This window comes from Dongia deserti, assembly GCF_003574735.1.
GTDB classification, from domain to species: domain Bacteria; phylum Pseudomonadota; class Alphaproteobacteria; order Dongiales; family Dongiaceae; genus Dongia_A; species Dongia_A deserti.
In genome coordinates this window covers 15,642-37,490 of record NZ_QORW01000027.1, presented here as the reverse complement: position 1 = coordinate 37,490, position 21,849 = coordinate 15,642, and the positions used below count along the sequence as shown (strand labels likewise).

The 21,849-nt window shown below is 62.8% G+C and carries 21 protein-coding genes and 1 pseudogene; 15 read left to right on the top strand and 7 right to left on the bottom strand.

The features are described from left to right. Positions 1–46 precede the first annotated feature (46 nt). Positions 47–1,492, bottom strand: a complete 1,446-nt coding sequence (locus DTX69_RS27505; RefSeq protein ID WP_162917621.1) for an ATP-binding protein — start codon at positions 1,490–1,492, stop codon at positions 47–49. A gap of 276 nt (positions 1,493–1,768) precedes the next feature. Here DTX69_RS27505 and DTX69_RS27500 point away from each other — a divergent pair, with 276 nt between their 5' ends. Next, positions 1,769–2,272, top strand: coding sequence for a cupin domain-containing protein (locus DTX69_RS27500; protein WP_119304795.1), 504 nt, complete (start codon positions 1,769–1,771; stop codon positions 2,270–2,272). A 6-nt stretch (positions 2,273–2,278) separates the two neighbouring features. Here the strand turns inward: DTX69_RS27500 and DTX69_RS30435 are convergent, their stop codons facing one another. Both DTX69_RS30435 and DTX69_RS27495 read right to left on the bottom strand, forming a co-directional pair. Further along, positions 2,279–2,464 (bottom strand): hypothetical protein, encoded by a 186-nt coding sequence (locus tag DTX69_RS30435; RefSeq protein ID WP_162917620.1) that lies wholly within the window; start codon positions 2,462–2,464, stop codon positions 2,279–2,281. Positions 2,465–2,623: 159 nt separating this feature from the next. Continuing rightward, the gene (locus DTX69_RS27495; protein WP_119304794.1) at positions 2,624–2,845 is read right to left on the bottom strand and encodes a hypothetical protein; all 222 of its coding nucleotides are present in this window, start codon (positions 2,843–2,845) and stop codon (positions 2,624–2,626) included. 268 nt (positions 2,846–3,113) lie between these two features. Between DTX69_RS27495 and DTX69_RS27490 the strand changes: the two genes are divergently transcribed. From DTX69_RS27490 to DTX69_RS27475, 4 genes are all read left to right on the top strand, one after another. Beyond that, the gene (locus DTX69_RS27490) at positions 3,114–4,499 is read left to right on the top strand and encodes a sugar-transfer associated ATP-grasp domain-containing protein (protein WP_119304793.1); all 1,386 of its coding nucleotides are present in this window, start codon (positions 3,114–3,116) and stop codon (positions 4,497–4,499) included. 37 nt (positions 4,500–4,536) lie between these two features. Then, positions 4,537–5,463: an ankyrin repeat domain-containing protein gene (locus DTX69_RS27485; RefSeq protein WP_162917619.1), complete on the top strand. Its 927-nt coding sequence runs from the start codon at positions 4,537–4,539 to the stop codon at positions 5,461–5,463. 247 nt (positions 5,464–5,710) lie between these two features. Further along, positions 5,711–6,484, top strand: a complete 774-nt coding sequence (locus tag DTX69_RS27480) for a ferredoxin--NADP reductase (protein ID WP_119304791.1) — start codon at positions 5,711–5,713, stop codon at positions 6,482–6,484. Between the two features lie 107 nt (positions 6,485–6,591). Then, on the top strand, positions 6,592–7,002 hold the full coding sequence (locus DTX69_RS27475) for a DoxX family protein (protein WP_119304790.1): 411 nt from the start codon (positions 6,592–6,594) through the stop codon (positions 7,000–7,002). Positions 7,003–7,033: 31 nt separating this feature from the next. Here the strand turns inward: DTX69_RS27475 and DTX69_RS27470 are convergent, their stop codons facing one another. Beyond that, positions 7,034–8,428, bottom strand: a complete 1,395-nt coding sequence (locus tag DTX69_RS27470) for a hypothetical protein (protein WP_162917618.1) — start codon at positions 8,426–8,428, stop codon at positions 7,034–7,036. Positions 8,429–8,546: 118 nt separating this feature from the next. Here DTX69_RS27470 and DTX69_RS30430 point away from each other — a divergent pair, with 118 nt between their 5' ends. Further along, positions 8,547–9,476 (top strand): alpha/beta fold hydrolase, encoded by a 930-nt coding sequence (locus DTX69_RS30430; protein WP_322090912.1) that lies wholly within the window; start codon positions 8,547–8,549, stop codon positions 9,474–9,476. Positions 9,477–9,578: 102 nt separating this feature from the next. Here the strand turns inward: DTX69_RS30430 and DTX69_RS27460 are convergent, their stop codons facing one another. Continuing rightward, positions 9,579–10,355, bottom strand: a complete 777-nt coding sequence (locus DTX69_RS27460; RefSeq protein ID WP_119304787.1) for a hypothetical protein — start codon at positions 10,353–10,355, stop codon at positions 9,579–9,581. Between the two features lie 356 nt (positions 10,356–10,711). On the opposite strand from DTX69_RS27460, the pseudogene DTX69_RS31150 reads away from it, so the two are divergent. Further along, a pseudogene (locus DTX69_RS31150) lies at positions 10,712–10,855 on the top strand (winged helix-turn-helix domain-containing protein); the annotation flags it as partial. A 422-nt stretch (positions 10,856–11,277) separates the two neighbouring features. After that, a complete protein-coding gene (locus DTX69_RS27450; protein ID WP_284736112.1) occupies positions 11,278–12,342 on the top strand; it encodes a hypothetical protein in 1,065 nt (354 codons plus the stop codon). Positions 12,343–12,376: 34 nt separating this feature from the next. Here DTX69_RS27450 and DTX69_RS27445 read toward each other — a convergent pair whose 3' ends face one another. Next, a complete protein-coding gene (locus DTX69_RS27445; RefSeq protein WP_119304784.1) occupies positions 12,377–13,489 on the bottom strand; it encodes a cyclic nucleotide-binding domain-containing protein in 1,113 nt (370 codons plus the stop codon). 246 nt (positions 13,490–13,735) lie between these two features. On the opposite strand from DTX69_RS27445, the gene DTX69_RS27440 reads away from it, so the two are divergent. From DTX69_RS27440 to DTX69_RS27415, 6 genes are read left to right on the top strand one after another with little or no spacing between them, the layout of a single operon-like run. Next, positions 13,736–14,212 carry a formate dehydrogenase subunit gamma gene (locus tag DTX69_RS27440; RefSeq protein ID WP_119304783.1) on the top strand — a complete coding sequence of 159 codons (477 nt, stop codon included), beginning with the start codon at positions 13,736–13,738 and terminating at the stop codon, positions 14,210–14,212. After that, positions 14,209–15,768, top strand: coding sequence for a formate dehydrogenase beta subunit (locus tag DTX69_RS27435; protein WP_119304782.1), 1,560 nt, complete (start codon positions 14,209–14,211; stop codon positions 15,766–15,768). The genes DTX69_RS27440 and DTX69_RS27435 overlap by 4 nt, the downstream gene beginning before the upstream one ends. A gap of 15 nt (positions 15,769–15,783) precedes the next feature. Further along, a complete protein-coding gene (gene fdhF, locus DTX69_RS27430; protein ID WP_119304781.1) occupies positions 15,784–18,621 on the top strand; it encodes a formate dehydrogenase subunit alpha in 2,838 nt (945 codons plus the stop codon). Next, positions 18,618–19,463: a formate dehydrogenase accessory sulfurtransferase FdhD gene (gene fdhD / locus DTX69_RS27425; RefSeq protein ID WP_119304780.1), complete on the top strand. Its 846-nt coding sequence runs from the start codon at positions 18,618–18,620 to the stop codon at positions 19,461–19,463. The genes fdhF and fdhD overlap by 4 nt, the downstream gene beginning before the upstream one ends. A gap of 28 nt (positions 19,464–19,491) precedes the next feature. Next, the gene (locus tag DTX69_RS27420; protein WP_284736111.1) at positions 19,492–19,728 is read left to right on the top strand and encodes a formate dehydrogenase subunit delta; all 237 of its coding nucleotides are present in this window, start codon (positions 19,492–19,494) and stop codon (positions 19,726–19,728) included. 5 nt (positions 19,729–19,733) lie between these two features. Then, positions 19,734–20,630 carry a LysR family transcriptional regulator gene (locus tag DTX69_RS27415; protein WP_119304779.1) on the top strand — a complete coding sequence of 299 codons (897 nt, stop codon included), beginning with the start codon at positions 19,734–19,736 and terminating at the stop codon, positions 20,628–20,630. Here the strand turns inward: DTX69_RS27415 and DTX69_RS30425 are convergent. Further along, complete coding sequence (locus DTX69_RS30425; RefSeq protein ID WP_162917615.1) at positions 20,618–21,073, bottom strand: GNAT family N-acetyltransferase; 456 nt, start codon at positions 21,071–21,073, stop codon at positions 20,618–20,620. The two genes, DTX69_RS27415 and DTX69_RS30425, sit on opposite strands and share 13 nt — an antisense overlap. 132 nt (positions 21,074–21,205) lie before the next feature. Here DTX69_RS30425 and DTX69_RS27405 point away from each other — a divergent pair, with 132 nt between their 5' ends. Then, on the top strand, positions 21,206–21,667 hold the full coding sequence (locus tag DTX69_RS27405; protein ID WP_119304777.1) for a YaiI/YqxD family protein: 462 nt from the start codon (positions 21,206–21,208) through the stop codon (positions 21,665–21,667). Positions 21,668–21,849: the final 182 nt, after the last annotated feature.

Sequence of the window (21,849 nt, the reverse complement as noted above, 5' to 3'; positions counted from 1 at the left end):
TGTGCTGCCGGTCGAAGCCCTTGATTCCGTGAAGCCGACGGGAACCTCAGTCGCTCCGCATCACGCCCATGTGCTTGCTCTTGGTGCTCTGGATGAAGAGGTTGCTGAGGGCGTCCTCGGTGTTCTGCGGGGTGAATTGCGGCTTGATGCCCTCGAACTTGCAGGAGGCCAGGACCTGCTCGACGATGAACTTCGGCTGGAAGTAGGCGAGCGGCGCCTCCACCGTGCGGATCGAATCGATCACCTGCTGATAGATGCTCTCCGGCAGCTCCAGCCCCTGCTTCGCCGCCATCATCTTGAACACCTTCTTGTAGAGGTCCTCCGGCGGCTCCAGCGTTTCCAGCTTGTACGAGATGCGGCGCTGGAACGCCGGGTCCATCAGGTCGTTGGGATGCATGTTGGTGGAGAAGATGACGATCTCGTCGAACGGGATCTTCACGCTCTTGCCGCTGTGCAGGCTGAGATAGTCGACCTTGCTGTTGAGCGGGACGATCCAGCGATTGAGGATCTGCTCCGGCTTCGCCATCTGGCGGCCGAAGTCATCGATCAGGAAGGTGCCGTTCAGCGCCTTCACGTGCAGCGGCGCCTCGTAGAACTTGGCGATCGGATTGAACTTGAGATCGAGCATATCGAGCGTGAGCTCGCCGCCGGTGATGACCAGCGGCCGATAGCACGGCACCCAGCGCCGATCGAGCGGGCCGACCCGCACGCCGGTGGTGGTGTCGACGCCGCTGCTCCCTTCGATTGAGCGGTGGATAGTCGGGTCGAAGACCTTCATGACCTCGCCGCCGATCTCCACGCAATATGGCACGTAGATCACGTTCTCGAAGATCTTGCCGATGATCTCGGCCACCGTCGTCTTGCCGTTGCCGGCGGGCCCGTAGATTAGCATCGGGTTGCCCGAGTTGATCGCCGGGCCGAGGCGCATCAGGAATCGCTCGGGCATGACTAGGCCTTCAAAGGCCTGCTCCAGCCGTTGGCGTGAGATGGTCTCGTTGGTGACGCGCTGGCGCAGGATGCGGTCCTGCCACGCCTCGAGCGAGACCGGCGCCGGCCCGAAATACTGACTGTTCTCGATTGCCTCCTGCGTCCATTCGCGGCCGGCCTTGGTCAAGGCGTGGCGCATCTCGGGAATCGCACCGCCCCCGCCGACCGCAGCACCGAGCGTTTCCACCAGCTTGCGGTCCTTGGCATCCTGCAGGAGCTTGTTGATGATCCCGGCAGAGAGCTTCAGCGCCTCCGCGAGTTGCGAGGGCACCTCCATCCGTTCCAGGAACATGCCCTTCAGCATCAATTGCAGCAGGAACACCGGATCGATGCCGGTATCCTCGACACTGCGCGGTGCCGGCGGGACCTCGCCAATCACCTGCGTGACCTGCTCCTGCGTCACCACGCCCAGCGCGACCAGGCTCTCGCCGATCCTGCCGCCATTGGCCTTCTGGTGATCCAGAGCGCGGACGATGTCGTCGGGCGAAGCGAGACCCTTCGCCACCAAGATATCCCCAAAACTCATTATAGCCCTCTTCTGTCACAACTCATTGGGTCCCGCCGCCCCTACCCGGCGCGACCATTGTTCGCAGCGCGTCTAAAATGCATGGCGCTGGTTTCGGGTGAGTTAAGAATTGGGCCGCGCTTGCGCCCACGCGCGTCTGGATGCAATTGTCGGGAAACTCATTCAAATACTGTCGATCTCGCGATGATGACAATGAATTGGCAGCACCGGACGTAGGGTTCCGTCACAACAGAGATTTGGTGGGGAGGAGCAGCCATGAGCGACGAACCGAATCCGATCGTTCGCACCAAGCAACTGGCGCCGGATGCCGGCATGCCGTTCCGCCATCCGCTCAATCCGAATTCCCAGGCGCAGTATATTCAATTGAGCCGGCCAGCAGGCCTCAAGCGCGCGCACGTCAACATGCTGCGCGTGCCGCCGGGCAAGGAGGCCTTCATGCTGCATCGCCATTCAGTGCAGGAGGAATGGAGCTATATCGTCGAAGGCGAAGGGACGGCACAGATCGGCGATGAGAAGGTCGCGGTCAGCGCCGGCGATTTCATCGCCTTCCCGCTGAACGGAAAGGCGCACACCATCGTCAACACCGGCACGACCGATCTCGTCTATCTCACCGGTGGCGAGGACACGCCCTATGACATTGGCCACTTCCCCAGCGTCAACAAGATGATCGTGTTCAAGCCCGACGGCGTCGATCTGGTCGACGGCAGTGCTGCGAAGAGCTACAGCTTCCAAGACTTCATCAGCGGGAAGCTCAGCTGACGTTCCCTACCGTCCGTGAGTCGCGGTGAGCGTTGCCTTGCCAAGCGCCTGATCATTGATGATGAGGTGGGCGCCGAGGGCGATCAGGACCGCCAACATGAGGCCGGGACCTATAGCGAACTCGAACACCTTCCACGGCGCCGATTTCGCTTTGGGGATGTGCATCGTGTGTTTCTTTGATGGTCCGGCCATGGTTCCTCTCCACGATCAGAATAAGGAACCTTCGTATCTGCCGTATCCCCCATATGGGGGACGGTGGATCAAATGAAACGCAAAAAGGCTCCGTTGCCACGGAGCCCTTACGTTCATGCTGCCCTCTTGGCCGGCCTGCGGACAGGACGGGCGACGGTACTAGACTGTGATGTTGACGCGGCGGCCCGTCGTCTCGGACGAACCGGCCTTCTCCTCGGCTTCCTGCACGGCCTCGGTCTTGCGCACGTCCGCTTCCGCCGCCGCACGATTGGCCTCGCGTTGCACGGCAACCGTCCCGGCCGCCGAACCCGCCTGCTGGATGCCCGCCATGCGTGCCGCCTCGAAGGCGGCGGCCACGCTGGCCACTTGGGTGATGTTCATGCAACCTCTCTACAAGCAAAGAGAGCGCCTGTGGATAACTTGGGCTAATCGGACCCGGCAAGCAAGGACTATCGTTCGGGATTTTAAGGGGATTTTACGAAAATTCTGACCTAGCCCGCACCTGCGTCCGATCGCTGCGCCTGGCGCTCGTGCCGGATAAGACCTTTGATTCCGTCGCTTTTTCAGCCATTACAACGGCGCGGAATGCGTGGTTTGAAATGGTTTGCATGTGCCGGACGGAGTGGCGGAACCCCCGCGCCTATATCGAATGATCAGGAGCAAATTGCGGCTGCGCGACGTGCTGCGCGCCGATGTGCCGGCGATCTATGGGGCACTGGCCAGAGATGAAAAGGGCGACGACCGGTTGGTGCGGCGCACCTATCGCTTCATCCACTGGCTGGAGCGCGGCAGTCCGCGCGCCGTCCAAGCCTACATCGTAACGCCCCTGCCCCTGCTCTGGGCCTGGCGTGCCGGCAATGGCTCCTCGGCGGACGAGATCCACAAATACTATCTGCGTGCTTTGTGGCGGGAACAAAGCGCGTTGCACAAAGTGGGATCGCTGCTCGCGCTCCTGGCGTGGCTGCCGATCGTGCTGGCGATGACCGCGTGGTCGAGCTGGCTCAACGGCAGCATGGTGCGCCGAAAGACCGGCAAGGCCATTGCGCGGCAAGCACTCGAGCAGCTCTGGTTCGCCGCGCGCCATGGCATGCTCCCGCCCTGGTACTACATGTTCGAGATGTTCGACCCGGCCCAGCAACCAAAGGCACCGCACTACATTCACCGCTACGAGCTGAAAAATGGTCTGCTGCAGATTCTGCGGCGCAAGGTGCCGCCATCCGACCGGTCGTCGACGCAGAACAAGATCGCCTTCCTGAAGCGCTGCAAGCGGGCTGGCATCCGCACACTGCCCAAGATGGCGGTCGTGAGACGGGGCAAGCTGAACCTCCGCAAGGGCATGCGCGACCAGTTTCTGGCGCAGGACCTGTTCGTGAAGCCCGCGCGTGGACGCGGGGGCGAAGGCGCCGGCCTGTGGCAGCGGAGCGTTGACGGGTATCGCCTGCAGGATGGCCTGCCGGTCCCACCCGAGGAGCTGCTGGCTCACCTGCGCAGGCTTTCCAAAGAAAAAACGCTGCTGGTGCAGTCCCGCGCGCGCAACCATTCCGCCATCGCCGACCTTAGCAACGGTGCCTTGTGCACCGCCCGCATCGTCACCATGCGCAACGAAAGCGGCGGCCATGAAGCGGTCTGCGCGCTGTTCCGCATGGCGGTCGGCGACAATCGCCAGGTCGACAACTTCCATGCCGGCGGCATTGCCGCGCCAATCGACGTCGCTACTGGCCGGCTCGGTGCTGCCACCGACTGGGGCCTGCGCCCGCACCACGGCTGGAAGACGCACCATCCCGATACCGGCGGCCTAATCGAAGGTCGCATCCTGCCGCTCTGGGCCGAAACGCGCGCGCTGGCCGAACGCGCCCACGCCGCGTTCGAGGATCGCCACATCATCGGCTGGGACATGGCGATCCTCGAGGACGGCCCAGCCATTGTCGAAGCCAATGGTGGCCCCGACACTGACATGCATCAACGCGTCAGCCGCGATCCGCTCGGCAACCAGCGCTTCGGGGAACTGCTGGCGTTTCATTTGCGGACTCTCTAGAGCTCTCTCATCACGGATCGTCTCGGAAACCGAACACATGCGCTTTCTCAGGAACATCATTCGCCGCATCATCGCTCTCGTCCTGCTGATCGGCCCATTCGCGGCCCCGGCGGAGGCCGAGACGGCGACCGACCGCATGTGGGCGGCGATCAACGCCCAGGATGCGACCTCGCTGCGCGTCGCCATCGATCAGGGCGCCGATCCCAACGAGCCCAATGCGGAAGGGCGCGTGCCACTCTATCGCGCGCTCGTGCTGCAGAACCAGATGCTGGTCGATACGCTGCTGAGCCTCGGCGCCGATCCCAACGCCAGGGACCATCGTGGCGATCCGCTGCTGTTCACCGCGATGTCGGTCGGCAGCACACCCGGCACAGTGTCGCTGATCAATGCCAAGGTGGATGCCAACATCCCGGACTCGATCGGCATGACCCCGCTGGCCTTCGCCATGACGCTGGATCAGCCGCAGATCACCGCAGCGCTGATCAAGGCCGGCGCCGATGTCAATGCGCCGAGCACAGCCAGCGACAGCAGCACGCCGGCCGCTCCGATCTTCATCGCCATCCGGTCGGGCAAACTCGCGCTGGTGCAGCAGCTGATCGCGGCGGGTGCCGATGTGGACGCGCTGGACGAGAAGGGCTCGACGCCGCTCCATCGCGCCGTAGTGGCGCGGCCGGCGGAATACACGACGGCGCTGGTCACCAACTTGCTCCGCGCCGGCGCGGACGCCAACGCGATGCGGCCGAAGGGCGGCGCGCCCATCCACAATCTCATGTTCGGCGCCGACAATCTGGAACCATCTGCCGTCGCGCAGATCACGACCTTGCTGGCGCAACACGGCGCGGATGTGAATCTGCCCGCTGCGTTCGACGGCGCGACCGCCCTCGACATCGCGCGCACCAAAGGCAACCAGCCGGCGGTCCAGCTGCTCGCCTCGATGGGTGGCGCGTGCCGGACATCTTGCTAGACGCGACTACAGCACTCGAGCGGATGCCTGGTTCCGATCGGACGTAAAACGCGGGGGCGCGGCCGCCTAGATTTCACACTGAATCTGTGGTTTCACATTTCGCATGGCTGCTTTGCCAAATTTGGCGAGCAACTCGTGTTGCATTGCAAAAGATTGACGATATATCGAGTAGTACATAGCGAATGCTGCGCTTGGCTTGAGGAGCGACCGCGCGGCCGCATCGAACAAAAGCTAGGTGCTTGAAACAATGAGTAATTTGAATGAGGAGCGGGTCCTCGCAGTCCGCCACTGGACCGACAATCTATTCAGCTTCGTGACCACACGCGATCCGGGCTTCCGGTTCCAGAACGGCCAGTTCACGATGATCGGCCTTTGGATCGAGGGCAAGCCGCTGCTCCGTGCCTATTCGATGGCGAGCGCCAATTACGAGGAGCGCCTGGAGTTCTTCTCCATCAAGGTGGCGAACGGCCCCCTCACCTCGCGGCTCCAGCACCTGAACGAAGGCGACAAGATCCTGGTCGGGCGCAAGCCGACCGGCACGCTGCTGAGCGACAATCTGCTGCCCGGCAAGAACCTCTATCTGCTTGGAACTGGCACCGGCCTCGCCCCGTTTTTGAGCCTGATCAAGGATCCAGAAATCTACGAGCAGTTCGAACGCGTGGTGCTGGTCCATGGCTGCCGGCGCATCGCCGAGCTCGCGTACATGGAGACCATCACCGAGCAGCTGCCGGACGACCCGTACCTCGGCGAGCTCGTGCGCGAGAAGCTCATCTATTATCCGACCGTGACGCGAGAGCCGTTCCGTCACAACGGACGCATCACCGCCCTCATCGAAACCGGGAAGCTGTTCGAGGATATCGGCCTGCCGTCGCTCGATCGCGAGAACGATCGCGTGATGCTCTGCGGCAGCCCGCACATGCTGGCCGACCTGCAAACGGTCCTGGCCGAGCGCAACTTCACTGAAGGCAGCCACAGCAGGCCCGGTCACTTCGTGATCGAAAAGGCATTCGTAGAAAAATAATCGTCGCTCACGCATCCGTGATGGGACGTTGAGCCGGCCAATCGGTTATCCGCTACACCCACAATTACATTTGCGACTGATTCGCAACCCATTCCAAGGGGAACGATATGGCTGCCATTACTGAAATTGCTGAAACCGCGACAGAGTGGGCGCCGCGCGTGCGTTCGATCCTGCGTATCATGACCGGCCTGCTCTTCCTGCAGCATGGCACCAGCAAGTATCTTGGCTTTCCACAGAGCCAGATGACCGGCGTCGATCCGACCTCCCTCGGCGGTATCGCCGGTATGTTCGAGCTGGTTGGCGGCACGCTGATCGTCATCGGCCTGTTCACGCGGCCGGTTGCCTTCGTGCTGAGCGGCCTAATGGCCGCTGCCTATTGGATTGCCCACGCACCGAGCGGCTTCTTCCCGCTGCTCAATGAGGGTGAATTGGCGGCGCTGTACTGCTTCGTGTTCCTCTACTTCGCCTTCATAGGAGCCGGGCCCTGGTCGGTCGACGCAGCGCGGGGCAAGGCCTGAGCCGGCACACGGCGGGCATGCGCGGCTGGCGTTAGCAGAGTTGCTCTAGCCTCATCGCGTGGTCTTCGGCGAGCGTGTGAAGCGCCTCTTCGGCGGACATCTGCTTGAAGGGAATGCGCGGTCCTTTCAGCTTGCGCAACGCTGCTTGATATCTCGCGAAGACCGAGAAGTGCGCCGGGTAGGTTCGCGTGTTCACGCCGACGAAGCGTCCTCGTCGGCGTGCGCGCGACAACAGCTGGTGCCAGCGCTCGATCGGCGGCAAGCCGACACTGTCGACGCCGTGTGCGAACAAAGTCAGCGCGATCTCTTCGAATGGCGGCCTCTCATCGAGAAATTTCTCCAGCCGATCCGCAGAACGCTCCATGTTGAACACCATCCAGAACGGCACGAGCCCGAGACGCATCGTCCAATGAGGCTCCAGCATAATGAAGGATTGAACGTGTAGCCGATCCTCCGGTACACTGCGGCGCCGATACCAGGTCCGGTAGAGATCCGCGATCGGGGCACTCAGATCCTCTGGGCGATCGAATGACAGCAGGAGGACCCTCGTTCCTCGAGCGCGTGCCCATGCGACGACGCTGTCGACAAGCGCATCCTCGAATCCCCATTCCGCTTCCGGACTGATGCCATCTGAAACGGGCGAGACCCAGCGGGGGCGCGCGGATCCGATGTGCCGCAAATGCTCGGACACGCGCTCCGAACCGGAATAGTATTCGTCCTCATTGGCGCCACCGACTGCGCCATGCTGAAAGACATGGCGTGGCCCCACGCGCACGGTCGGCCACGAACGCCGGCACGCCACGAGCAGAATCGTTCCGCCGGGTGCGAGCGACCGCTCGAGAAAGTCGCGATAGGGCTCCGGCAGGCAACGCCACTTCAGCCGGAAATACAGCATGTAGCGGACCATCAGGCGATCCTGGTTGGGATCGTGCAGTTGATGGAGTTGTACATCCGGATTGCAGGCCAGCAATCTTTCTCCCGGAGCGCTCCCGAGTGCCAGCGCTTCGCAAGCATCTTCGGGATCGCCCGCTCGTTCACGACGTACCGGCACCAACACGGTTTGAGGCAACCAGGGGATTCCGGCGGCTGCGCAGAGGTGGACGAATGCACCGCACGACGAGCCAAGCGCGACAATGGGGAACTTTCGCTGCGGGTAGAGTGAGACGAGCCAATTCGCCAGCTTGGCACTGTTCACCGTTTCGATGCGATCGGGCCTGACCCCTTCGCGTGCGCCCGCCACGGCGAACAGGTAGCTGCGAAGCCCGCGCGGCACGAGATCCGACGCCGCGACCGGAGCGTGGAGAAACGGCGACTGGCCAAGATCGGGAAAGTCCTTGCCATCCAGAGACCGTGCAATCGCCATTGCCATCGCGGTTGCCGAATCGAAGGTCGCAATCGCCGGCGGGGGATGAGGAGCCCATCTCATGTAACGTCCTGTTCACAGTTCTTCAAAGCTCTCTGCAGCCGGATCCGCCGGATACGGCGGCCGGGTCAAGTTGTTCACCCCGGACAGGAACAACCACCGCGTCGAGGTATTGATCCCGATGCCAGGAAAGCGAATCCATATGGATGGCCGCTCGTCCCCGCTTGTGAGTCGGCGGCGCTTCGCTCGGGATGTCCTCGCGCCGGCCATCCTGTTCCCACTACTCGCTGCATGCGGAGCAACGGGCACGGCACCAGGAGCAAGACGATCCAAACTCCCATCGGCCGAAGCAGCCGGCCTTACACCGAAGCGCCATGACGTAAACGGTCTCTCGATCTATTCGCTGGCATCCGCTACGCCGCCGCCGAACGCGCCGACCATCGTGCTGGTCCATGGCCTCGCTTTGTCGGGACGCTACATGATCCCGACCGCCGCGCAGCTCGTCTCTCACGCCGAGGTTTACATCCCTGATTTCCCGGGTTTCGGTGACAGTGACAAGCCAGAGGAGACCCTTAACGTACCAGGGCTCGCCGACGCGCTCGCGGCCTGGCTCGGCACGGTACTGGCTCGGCCCGTCGCCCTGGTCGGCAATTCATTCGCTTGCCAGATCATCATCGACATGGCGGCGCGCTATCCTGATCTGTTGACCGCGGCCGTCCTGCAAGGACCGACGACACCGCCGAAGGAACGGACCTGGCTCGACCAGGTCGTCCGTTGGCGGCAGAACGCGAAGTTCAATCCGCCTGAAACCGGCGAGATCGCTTCGGAGGACTACAAAAAGTGCGGCTACGTTCGCGCGCTGAAAACCTTCCACTACTCGCTCGTCGATCGACCGGAAGACAAGTTGCACCGCGTCCGCGCACCGTCTCTCGTCGTACGCGGCGAACTTGATCCCATCTGCCGGCCGGAATGGGCTACGCAGGTCGCGCGCGGCCTCCCCGACGGCGAGCTGATGATCATTCCGGACGTAGCCCACACGCTCTGCTACACCGCGCCCGTGCAACTGGCCGATGCATCGATGGACTTCCTGGCCAGGGAAGGATTGGCCTAAGTTTCTTTACGCATTGATCTGATTCAGACGGACGAGTATCCACGCTTGGCTTCCTTCTCTGTGGAACGATCACCAAAGGACAAAGTGACCATTGCCACGCCTTTACCGTGGAGCGGCAAACACCAATTTCGTCTCAGGTGCGATCAAGTCATCGTAATCCGCGCGGCGTCCGACAATTACCAAGCCAGCGCCACCATTGCCTACAAGCAGCGCTACCGGTTCGCCGGCAGGCGGCGCGATGGGCTCCGTTGCAATGAGCAGGAACTCCCCGAGCGGCCAATGCTGATACTGGAGGGGTAATTGGAAAGCGACTTCCGGTAGGCAAGGCGTGAGACCAAGCCGCTTCGCACGGAAAATGACATCGGATAGCGACGCGCCATCCTCAGCGAAGCCGAGTTCTGCAACCGAAATAACCGCGAGGTCAATTGGTGCCTCCACTTGCTGAAGTGCGGGTGAAGACAAGTCGAGCAGCGGGTTTGCCGCATGACCAATCCAAATCCGCTTTCGTCGTAAAGCGTCGCGAAGGTCGTCGGGCGTGCGGTAAGTGCCCAGAATGATCGTTTTCCAGACAGGAAGACTTTCGGCGTTGTGGACCGCGGCTACGCTAGAACCCCGTGCCCCTGCGGCGGTTTGCACGAGCAGCACTTCCGAATCTTGCTGTCCCGATACACTCCGGGATGCGGCTCGGTCGTCCTGACCGGTAACGTCGCAATGCCATCGTTTGATCTGCCAGACCGGATGTCGCTCCTGCCAGCGCGCAACCTCGACCTGACCAGTAATCATGCAGGTCATCAGCGAGACATCCTGCGCATCGTAGGTAAGACGGGCTTCTTTGCACTCTCCCGTCGCAAGGCATGCTGCGATCACCAGTTCGATCATGACGCCTCCGTTTCCGGCGGGTGCTTCCCGCCAAGCGCGTGGCTGATGACGAACTGTGAGCGCGATGGGCGTCACTGGTCACGAAAACGGGACGATCGGTGGACGAAATGGGACGAAGGACCTCCGAAATCCGCGTGGTGGAGCCGCACACTGTACGGTAGAATTGCAGTAAAGGAAGCTTAAGACCGTCTCCGCCGCCGGGAGCATTCCAATGGATGGCTCGAGGCTGATGCCGCTTCGCCTGAATGGCCGCATGGTCGACTTTCAGCGTGGGTTGGTGACGGATGCCGCGGGCGGGGTGGTGACACTCCGAGCGCAGGCAGCCGAGGTCCTGAGGCTGCTTGCGACAACCGGGCGTGCTCGTCACCAAAGACGAGTTGATGCAAGCGGTCTGGCCCAACACTGCAGTGACCGACGACAGCCTAGTTCAATGCGTTACCGAGATCCGCAAGGCGCTGGGCGATGAAAATCACCAGATCATCGTGACGTATGTGAAACGCGGCTACGCTTTCGAACCTGGCGCAAATCTTGAGAACCGTATGCCGAATGGGAACGGTGCCTCGCCAGTGGCAGGAAGCACTTTGCCCCGTGCCCAGCTTCGTGGGAACGCTGCACTGGTTCTCGTACTGCTCTTGTTCGCTGCAACAGGTATTGGCGGTTGGTTGTGGTGGAGCCAGACTCGCAGCCCAGGCCTGACAGACCCCACGCCACTCTTCGACCGCCCATCAATCGCAGTGCGACCGTTTCAAGCCCTTGAGGACGACGCCACGACGCAGCGTTTCGCGGCCGGCATAAGCGAAGACATCATCGCCGACCTCGGCCGACATTCTGGCGTTTACGTGATCGCCGCAGACTCCAGCTCTACCTATGGCGCCTCCGTAAGCGTCCGACAGGTCAGCCAGGAGCTGGGTGTAAGGTACGTATGGAGGGCAGCCTCCAGACCGACGCTAAACGTGTTCAAATCACTGCACAGCTCGTCGACGGGACGACCGGTGCGCAGCTCTGGTCCGAACGGTATGACCGTCCATTGGATCAACTGTTCGACGCGCGGGACGAGGTGACGGCGCAAATTGTGGCGACGCTGACGGGCATAGCTGGCCCACTTGCTACCGGCGGCGAAAAGATCGCGCGGAGCAAGCCACCCGACAGCCTCGATGCCTATGATAATCTCAAGCTGGCCTTGGCGGCGTATCGACGTCACACCCCGCAGAGCAACGCGGAAGCGCAGCGATTGCTTGACCGCGCCATAACCCTCGATCCGGGGTTCTCGCATGCGTACGCACTGTTGGCCTGGGTATACTGGGACGCCGCATTCCTAGGGTGGGACGAGGACCCGGCATCTGCCTGGCGACAGTTTCACGACACTGCTCGGAAGGCAGCCGAGGCGGACCCGAACAATGGACACGCCCAGCTCGTCCTCGGGATGTCGTATTTTCTTCAGGACAATACGTCCCTGGGTGCCGCTGCATGGGACAGGGCTCTTTCGCTGAGCCCGAATGATAGTACAGTCATTCGTCCGATTGGAACCCAGCTTCCAATTGCACTCGGCGTAGAGCGCGCAGCGGAAGGTGTCGAGCTTGTCAAACGCGCGCTTCGACTGAATCCTCTGCACACACCGTACGAGTTCATGAGCCTTGGCATAACCATGTACTTCGCGCGCCACTACGATGAGGCCGTGTTGGCCCTAGAGAAAGTGCCGGATCCAGACCTGGAGGTGCGGGTGATGCTTGCGTTAAGTTATGCCATGGTGGGGCGAGCTCAGGAAGCAACGGAGCAGGTCAGGAAGGTGCTTGAAGTCGAGCCCGCGTTCAGTGCTGAAGCGTGGGTGGACAAGGACTTCTATCAGCCAGGCGGCTCTTCAGCGGCTCTGTTCTTTGACGGCGCCCGCAGAGCCGGCATGCCGCTCTGCGCACCCGCGTCGGTCGCGTCCCAGATCGACCCACGCAATCGCCTGCCGGAATGCATGGGTACAGCCTTGACCAAGTGACCCTCTAGACAGAGCTTTTACCTATCGCGCCCCGCTAGTGACCGGCGCGATCCGTCTCCACCAGCTTCAGGCAGGCGACGCGCGCGAGGTTGAGCAGGAAGCGCGCGGCCAGCTTTGATTCCGACGCAATCAGCTCATTGAGCGCGCGTTCGCGCAAGGAGATCACTTTGGTCTCGCCCACCGCGACGACGTCGGCAGTGCGCTCGATGCCGAGCAGGAACGCGATCTCGCCGAACACGGCACTGCGAGTCAGGAGCGCGATCGATTTGCCGTCGCGCATCACTTCGACTGCGCCATCCAACACCACGAACACGCTGCGTTCCGCCAGATCCTGGCCCACGATGCGATCGCCGGACGCGCAATTGATGACCGGGCTCATCTCGATCAGCCGGGCGACGTCCTCCGGCTCCATGCCGTGGAAGATGGAGATCTCGTCCTCCGCCAGCGTGGTTTGGAGGCCGGTCCAATCGGGCGAACCGGCCGGGTTGCTCAGCAGTTGTACCGGCGTGGACGCCGGCAACAGGGCGAGCACCTTCGACACGATCGCATCTGGGCCAGCTGGCCGCTTCGCCCTGAACAAGGGCAACAGGCGCGACTTGATGCGCTCCAGGTGTGCGAGATCGTCGATCACGAAGATCAGTGGCGCCAGCATGCCGGCGATCGGGTCATTGTAGGTCTTGGCGAAGGTGCGGAAGCCGAGCCGCAGATAGTTATTGATGAGGTGCGGACGGCAATCCGCGAACAGCAGCGGCACATTATTGTCGAGTGCGAATTCGAACATCGCATCCAGCATGCGTGCCGGCAGGTCGCTGTCGCGATGGCTGGGCCGCGTCATGAACCGGCTGGCGATCATGATTTCCTCATCGCCCACCAGGGCGACGAAGTCGGACAGGCGATAGATTCGCCGCTCCTCATCCGTGAAGGCGCTTTCGGCGCCCCAGTTGAATTGCAGCGTGCCGACCAGCGATCCATCTTCCTCGGCCATCAAGAGCCGGGTTGGGAGGGTGAACGGCTCGACCAGCCGTCGCCCCTGATGATCCACGCCGGGGAAGGCATAGCCCATCTCCTCGACGTAGATTTCGTAGCGCAGGCGATAGATCGCGTCGTGATCCGCCTCTGATTCGGCGAAACGCAGGATGGCAGGCATGGTCAGATTTCCCAGGAGGTAAGGGTTGGTCTGGGTAGCCCACGGTGGTTCGTCCGGCAAGTAAAGGTCTTGACGCGTCGCAAAATGGCGGTTTTGGAGCGTTCTGGGCCGGATTCAGAGAAGTAAGTTATTGATCTGCAAAGCGTGATAAATAAAATCTATCAGCGGATCAGCCTTTCCGATTTGATCGGATGTCGCATTTAGGCGTCTAATGCTTAAGGTCAGGGCCGCTAGCGAGTGAAAGCGATGTCGGTGAGAGATTGGGACGCGGAGACTGGGCGCGGAATCGTCCGCGCCTTGAAACACCTTGAGGGAGCTCTGCTCCCCATTCTCCACGCCATACAGGACGAATTCGGATATGTGGATGAGGCGGCTGTGCCGATCATCGCAGATGAGCTGAGCCTCAGCCGCGCTGAAGTCCATGGCGTGATGAGCTTCTATCACGATTTCCGCAAGCACGCGCCGGGGCAGCACATCGTGAAGATCTGCCGTGCCGAGGCGTGCCAGTCCGTCGGAGGTCGCGACAGCGAAGCGCATGCGAAGGACCGGCTCAACACCGACTTCCACGAAACCAGTGCCGACGGGCGCTACACGCTCGAGCCGGTCTATTGCCTCGGCAATTGCGCCTGCGGCCCCTCCGCCATGATCGACGGCAAGCTCTATGGCCGCGTCACACCCAGGCGCCTCAATCAGCTGGTGGACGCGCTGGAGGGCCGGCGATGATCACAGTTTATGTTCCTTGTGATGCGTCGGCGGTCTCGCTCGGCGCCGACGAAGTGGCGCGCGCGATCCAGGCCGAGGCCGATCGCAGCAAGACCGAGATCAAGATCATCCGCAACGGCTCGCGCGGACTGTTCTGGCTGGAGCCGATGGTGGAAGTGGCAACGCCGCAGGGCCGCATTGCCTATGGCCCGATTGGCGAGGACGATGTCGCTGGCTTGTTTGCAGCGGGTTTCCTGCAGGGCGGCGCGCATGCGCTGCGCCGCGGCAATCCCGAAGAGATTCCATACCTCAAGAACCAGGAGCGCCTGACCTTCGCGCGCTGCGGCGTCATCGATCCGCTGTCGATCGAGGATTACATCGCCCACGGCGGCTATCAGGGCCTCACCAACGCGCTGAAGATGCAGCTGGCGGATATCGTGGCGGCCGTGACCGAGTCCGGGTTGCGCGGGCGCGGCGGCGCGGGCTTCCCGACCGGCATCAAGTGGAAGACAGTGCTCGCCACACCTGCGGATCAGAAATACATCGTCTGCAACGCCGACGAGGGCGACAGCGGCACCTTCGCCGACCGCATGCTGATGGAAGGCGATCCGTTCCTGCTGATCGAAGGCATGACCATCGCCGGCCTCGCTGTCGGCGCCACCAAGGGCTACGTCTATATCCGCAGCGAATATCCGATCTCGTTCGCGCAGATGCAGCGCGCCATCGAGGTCGCCAATGCCAAGGGCTATCTCGGCGACAATGTGCGGGGGAGCGGCAAGGCCTTTCAACTGGAGCTCAGGCTCGGCGCCGGCGCCTACATCTGCGGCGAGGAGACCTCGCTGCTCGACAGCCTGGAGGGCAAGCGGGGCATGGTGCGGGCGAAGCCGCCGCTGCCGGCCATTTCCGGCCTGTTCGGCAAGCCAACGGTGATCAACAACGTGCTATCCCTCGCCGCGGTCCCGACAATTTTGGACAAGGGTGCCGCATTCTATAAGGATTACGGCATGGGGCGGTCGCGCGGCACGATGCCCCTGCAATTGGCGGGGAACATCAAGCGCGGCGGGCTTGTTGAGAAAGGTTTCGGCCTGACCCTGCGCCAGGTGATCGAAGAATTCGGCGGCGGCACGGCCAGCGGCCGTCCGATCCGCGCAGTCCAGGTTGGCGGTCCGCTGGGCGCCTATTTCCCGGCAAGCCTGCTGGATACGCCGATCGATTACGAGGCGATGGCGGCGCAAAAGGGCATGCTCGGTCACGGCGGCATCGTTGTGTTCGACGATAGCGTCGACATGGCGCAGCAGGCGCGCTTTGCCTTCGAGTTCTGCGCGACAGAATCGTGCGGCAAGTGCACGCCCTGCCGGATCGGCTCGACCCGCGGCGTGGAAGTGATCGACCGCATCGTGGCCGGTGAAGAGCGCGACAGGAACTTCATTGTGCTGGACGATCTGTGCGAGACGCTGCTGGACGGTTCGCTGTGCGCGCTGGGCGGCTTGACCCCCTTCCCTGTTCAGAGCGCGTTAAAGCATTTCCCCGAAGACTTTCACCGTGCACCGCGCAAAACGGCGCGCGCGGCCGAATAGGTCAGGAGCTTGGCCATGCTGATCAAAGAAACTGATTACGGGACGCCCCCCTCGAAAACCGAGGCCATGGTGACGCTGGAGATCGACGGCGAGAGCGTGACCGTACCGGCCGGCACGTCCGTCATGCGCGCTGCGGTCGAGATCGGCACCAAGATCCCGAAGCTATGCGCCACCGACAGCTTGGCCAGCTTCGGCTCCTGCCGCCTGTGTCTGGTGGAGATCGAAGGCCGCAAGGGCACGCCGGCCTCCTGCACTACCCCGGTCGAGCCGGGCATGAAGGTCAAGACCCAGACGTCGCGCCTTGCCAAGCTGCGCCGCGGCGTGATGGAACTCTATATCTCCGACCATCCGCTGGACTGCCTGACCTGCGCGACCAACGGCGATTGCGAGCTGCAGGACATGGCGGGCGAAGTCGGCCTGCGCGAAGTGCGCTACGGCTATGACGGCGCCAACCACCTGACGGCTGAGAAGGATACCTCCAACCCCTATTTCACCTTCGATCCGGCCAAGTGCATCGTGTGCTCGCGCTGCGTGCGCGCGTGCGAGGAGGTGCAGGGCACTTTCGCGCTGACGATCGACGGGCGCGGCTTCGCGTCCGTCGTGTCGCCGGGCCAGAAACAGGACTTCCTGGATTCCGAGTGCGTGTCGTGTGGCGCCTGCGTGCAGGCCTGCCCGACGGCTACGCTGATGGAGAACAGCATCATCGAGAGCGGCCAGCCGGAGCACACCGTGCTCACGACCTGCGCCTATTGCGGCGTGGGCTGTGCCTTCAAGGCGGAGATGCGCGGCGAAGAGGTCGTGCGCATGATGCCGTATAAGGATGGCAAGGCGAACCACGGCCATTCCTGCGTGAAGGGCCGCTTCGCCTGGGGCTATGCCACCCACAAGGACCGCATCACCAAGCCGATGATCCGCGCCAAGATCACCGACCCGTGGAAGGAAGTGAGCTGGGAAGAGGCGATCAACTACGCCGCCTCCGAGTTCAAGCGCATCCAGAAGAAGTACGGCCGCGGTTCGATCGGCGGCATTACCTCTTCCCGCTGCACCAATGAAGAGACCTACCTGGTGCAGAAGATGATCCGCGCCGGCTTCGGCAACAACAATGTCGATACCTGCGCGCGCGTCTGCCACTCGCCGACGGGCTATGGGCTGAAGACGACCTTCGGCACCTCCGCCGGCACCCAGGATTTCGATTCGGTCGAAGCGAGCGACGTCATGATGGTCATCGGCGCCAATCCGACCGACGCCCATCCGGTGTTCGCAAGCCGCATGAAGCGGCGCATCCGCGAGGGTGCGAAGCTGATCGTCGTCGATCCGCGCCGCATCGAGCTGGTGAAGACGGCGCATGTTGAAGCCGACTATCACCTGCAGCTGATGCCCGGCACCAATGTCGCCATGATCAACGCCCTGGCACATGTGATCGTGACCGAGGGGCTGGTGAATGAGAAATACGTCGCCGAGCGCTGCGAGCCGGAGGATTTCAAGCACTGGCGCGATTTCGTTGCGCTGCCGGAGAATTCGCCGGAAGCGGTCGAGCAATACACCAAGGTGCCGGCGGCAACTGTGCGCGCGGCGGCGCGGCTCTATGCCACCGGCGGCAATGCCGCAATCTATTACGGCCTTGGCGTCACCGAGCACAGCCAGGGCTCGACCATGGTCATGGGCATGGCGAACCTCGCCATGGCGACTGGCAACATCGGCCACAACGGCGTCGGCGTGAATCCGCTGCGTGGCCAGAACAATGTGCAGGGCGCCTGCGACATGGGCTCCTTCCCGCATGAGTTCACCGGCTATCGCCATGTGTCGGACGACACGGTGCGTCAGTCGTTCGAACAGGCCTGGGGCGTGACGCTCGACGCAGAGCCGGGTCTGCGGATCCCTAACATGCTGGACAGCGCGGTCGAGGGCTCGTTCAAGGGCATCTATATCCAGGGCGAGGACATCGCTCAGTCGGATCCCAACACGCAGCACGTGACGGCGGGACTTGCCGCCATGGAATGCGTGGTCGTGCAGGACATCTTCCTCAACGAGACGGCCAACTACGCGCACGTGTTCCTGCCCGGCTCGTCGTTCCTGGAGAAGGACGGCACCTTCACCAACGCCGAGCGCCGCATCTCGCTGATCAACAAGGCGATGCGGCCGCTGGCCGGCTATGCCGATTGGGAAGCCACGATGCTGCTGAGCAACGCGCTCGGCTATCCGATGAACTACAAGAACCCCAGCGAGATCATGGACGAGATCGCCCGCCTGACCCCGACCTTCAAGGGTGTCAGCTTCGATCGGATCCGCGAGCTCGGTTCTATCCAGTGGCCGTGCAACGACGCCGCCCCGGAAGGCACGCCGATCATGCACGAGAAGGGCTTCGTGCGCGGCAAGGGCAAGTTCATGATCACGGCCTTCGTGCCGACCGACGAGCGTACGGGGCCGCGCTTCCCGCTCATCCTCACGACCGGGCGCATCCTCTCGCAGTACAATGTCGGCGCGCAGACGCGGCGCACCGACAATATCGCCTGGCATCCGGAGGACGTGCTGGAGATCCATCCGTTCGATGCGGAGAGCCGCGGCATCCGCGATGGCGACGTGGTCTCGCTGGCAAGCCGCGTCGGAGAAACCACGTTGCACGCCAAGATTTCCGAACGCATGCAGCCGGGCGTGGTCTATACCACCTTCCATCATGCGCTGACTGGCGCCAACGTCGTCACCACGGAATACTCCGACTGGGCGACTAACTGCCCCGAATATAAGGTCACGGCCGTTCAGGTGCGGCTGTCGAACCAGAAGTCGGAATGGCAGCGCTCCTATGAGCAGCTGCGCGAGGCGACGCGCAAGGTGGCGGCCACTGCGGCGGAATGACGACCGAGCCCCACAAGGCTGACGCGACGGAAGAGAGCCGTCCGCTGCCGCCGGTGACCCAGCCGGCGAACGTGCGGCGGGTGGCGCGCGACGGCACCGCCATCGACCGCATCGATGTGCTGGCGGAAGAAACGCCGATCGCCCTCGTCTACAATGGCATCAGCCACGCGGTGATGATGGCGAGCCCGGCCGATCTCGCGGAATTCGCGCTGGGCTTTTCCGTGAGCGAGGGTATTGCCGACAGCAAGGACGATGTCGGTGCGATCGAGGCGGTCGCCGTCGAGGCCGGCATCGAGGTGCGCATCGAGCTCTCCTCCCGCGCCTTCTGGCGGCTGAAGGAACGCCGTCGCACCCTCGCCGGGCGCACGGGCTGCGGACTGTGCGGGGTCGACAGCCTGGAGCAGACGGTGCGCGTAATGCAGCCGGTAACGGCCGATCTGAAGGCGCCGCTGGATGCGATCCATCGCGCACTCGACAACCTCCCCGAAGCGCAGACCCACAACCGCGCAACCCGCTCCATGCATGCCGCGGCCTTCGCGACGCCGCAGGGCGAGCTCAAGCTGGTGCGCGAGGATGTCGGGCGGCACAACGCGCTCGACAAGCTGATCGGCGCCCTGCTGCGCGCCGGGATGGACCCGGCCTCGGGCGTCTGCCTGATCACCAGTCGCTGCTCTTACGAGATGGTGCAGAAGGCGGTGGTGACGGGGTTCCCGATCCTGGCGGCCGTATCCGCGCCCACGCTGATGGCGCGGCGGCTGGCGGAGGCGCACAATCTGACGCTGATCGCGCTGGCGCGCCACGACAGCGCGGTACTTGTCAGCCATCCCGAACGCGTATACTGAAATCTGATCCGATGAAGAGGGCAAACCCGTGACGACCCAGCGGCTGGTGCATATGGCCAATCAGGTGGCGGCCTTTTTCGCCTCCTACCCCGAGGCCGAGGCGGTCGAGGGCACCGCCAATCACCTGAAGAGTTTCTGGGATCCGCGCATGCGGCGCGAGATCGAGACGCATCTGGCGGAGAAGGCGGGCGCCGGCTTGTCCCACGTTGCCCTGGAGGCCGTGAAACGCATCGCCCAGAAGGACGCCGACAAGAAGTCGGCCTGACCTCCTTGCTGTTGCGGCAACTCTCCTATCTTGTCGCGCTCGCCAAGGAGCGCCATTTCGCCCGCGCCGCCGCCACCTGCAACATCACGCAACCGGCCTTGTCCGCCGCCATCCGCCAGCTCGAGGAGGAGCTGGGCGTCATGCTGGTGGAGCGCGACAAGCGCTTCAACGGCTTCACGCCGGAAGGCCAGGAGGTGCTGCTGTGGGCGCGGCGCATGCTGGCGGATGAGGACTCCCTGCGGCAAGGCATCCAGAATGCGCGGCGCTCCCTGACCGGCAATCTCAAGCTCGGCGTCATTCCCTCCGCGCTGCCCCTCGTGCCCGCCGTGACTGACCCGCTGCACGACCGCCATCCGCAGGTGAAGGTGACGGTCTGGTCAACCAGCTCGATCGAGATTCAGAAGGGACTGGATCAGTTCGAGCTCGATGCCGGCATGACCTATATCGAGAACGAGCCGCTGCACGGCGTGCTCGCGCGCGAGCTCTATGTCGAGCGCTACGTGCTGCTGACGCCGGAGCATGGGCCGCTGGCCGGCCGCATCAGCGCAAGCTGGCGCGAGGCAGCGGACCTGCCGCTTTGCCTGCTGACACCCAACATGCAGAACCGGCGTATCATGGACGGCATCTTCAAGTCCCTGGACTGCAGCCCGCGCCCGCAGTTGGAGACGAATTCCGTCGTCAATCTCTGCGCCCATGTGCGTTCGGGGCGGCTCTCCAGCATTGTGCCCAAGACCCTGATCCAGGTGCTGGGCATGCCGTCCGGCGCGGTTGCGCTCGATCTGGTGGAACCCGAAGTCTCGCGCAAGGTCGGGCTCATCGTCCCCAACCGCGAACCTCTGGCGCCGATCACGCTGGCTCTGTTCTCGCTGCAGTTTCCGGCGCTGGCAGATTACGTGGGGTAGTGTCTCCGCCGAGTCATGGTCTTTGTCATTTCCAATCTTGGGATCGACAACAGTTCATGCGGCACCTCGCGCAGATGCTGCCATCCGCATCGCTCATAGAACGCAATAGCCGGCGCATTCGACGCTATGACATACAGATGCGCCGTTGCCACGCCGCGTGCAGCGATTTCCTTTTCCCCATGTGTCAAGAGCGCTGATCCGACACCCTGCCCGCGACAGCCCGATAACACCCAGAGATCCTCGACCCAGTGATCCCTTGTCAAAATCCAACCCAACAAATCATCAGCAATGGCTGCGACCCAACCAGAGCCCCAGTCTTCGTCGCCGACCTGTATTGGCGTAGTCGGCCATATGCTGCCATAGGTTTCATTGACGACCGTCGAAACTAAAGACTGGACGCGATCATGCTCGTCGCGGTGTGGGTGCCTGATCTCAAATCGCATTGGCTGGCCGTGAGCCTTTGACGTTCCATCGATCAAGACATAGCCTAGCCAGAATGACTGAGCAATTGCACACGAACTCGTGGATGGCCGTGCCAAGCACGACCATGACGGTAGAAGAAGGCTGAGCAAGCGATGCCGAGCGGCCCGCAAATCTACGTCGATGCCGATGCCTGCCCGGTGAAGGATGAGATCCGCCGCGTGGCCGAACGGCATCGGATAATTGTGCATCTGGTGAGCAATCGCGGGTTTCGCACCTCCGATCATCCGCTGATCCGCAACGTGCTGGTGGGCGATGCGTTCGATGCGGCGGATAATTGGATCGTGGAGCATCTCGCGCCTGGCGACATCGTCATCACGGGCGACATTCAGCTGGCGGATCGCTGCCTGAAGGCGGGCGCGCAAGCGTTGGGCCACAATGGGCGGGCTTTCACGGTCAACAGCATCGGGGCGGCGCTGGCAATGCGCGAGCTCTCATCGCAGCTGCGCGACATGGGCGAGATCAAAGGTGGCGGTCCCGCTTTCTCTCAGAGGGACCGCACGAATTTCCTGAACGCGCTGGAGCAAGCAGTGCAGCGAGCGCAGCGCGCACCCTAAGGCGCATTTTCGCCTTTAGACTGCTGACGGCGGCTTTCCCGAGCGACCCGGCCCGGGCTGACGATCTAATCGTGCTTAGCGAGAACGCGGCCGACCGTGGAGGGATGGACCTCGAACAGGCGGGTCGGCCTCGGACGCGCTCGCTGACATTGGTTACTCTTCGCTATTGTCCTTGTATTGCG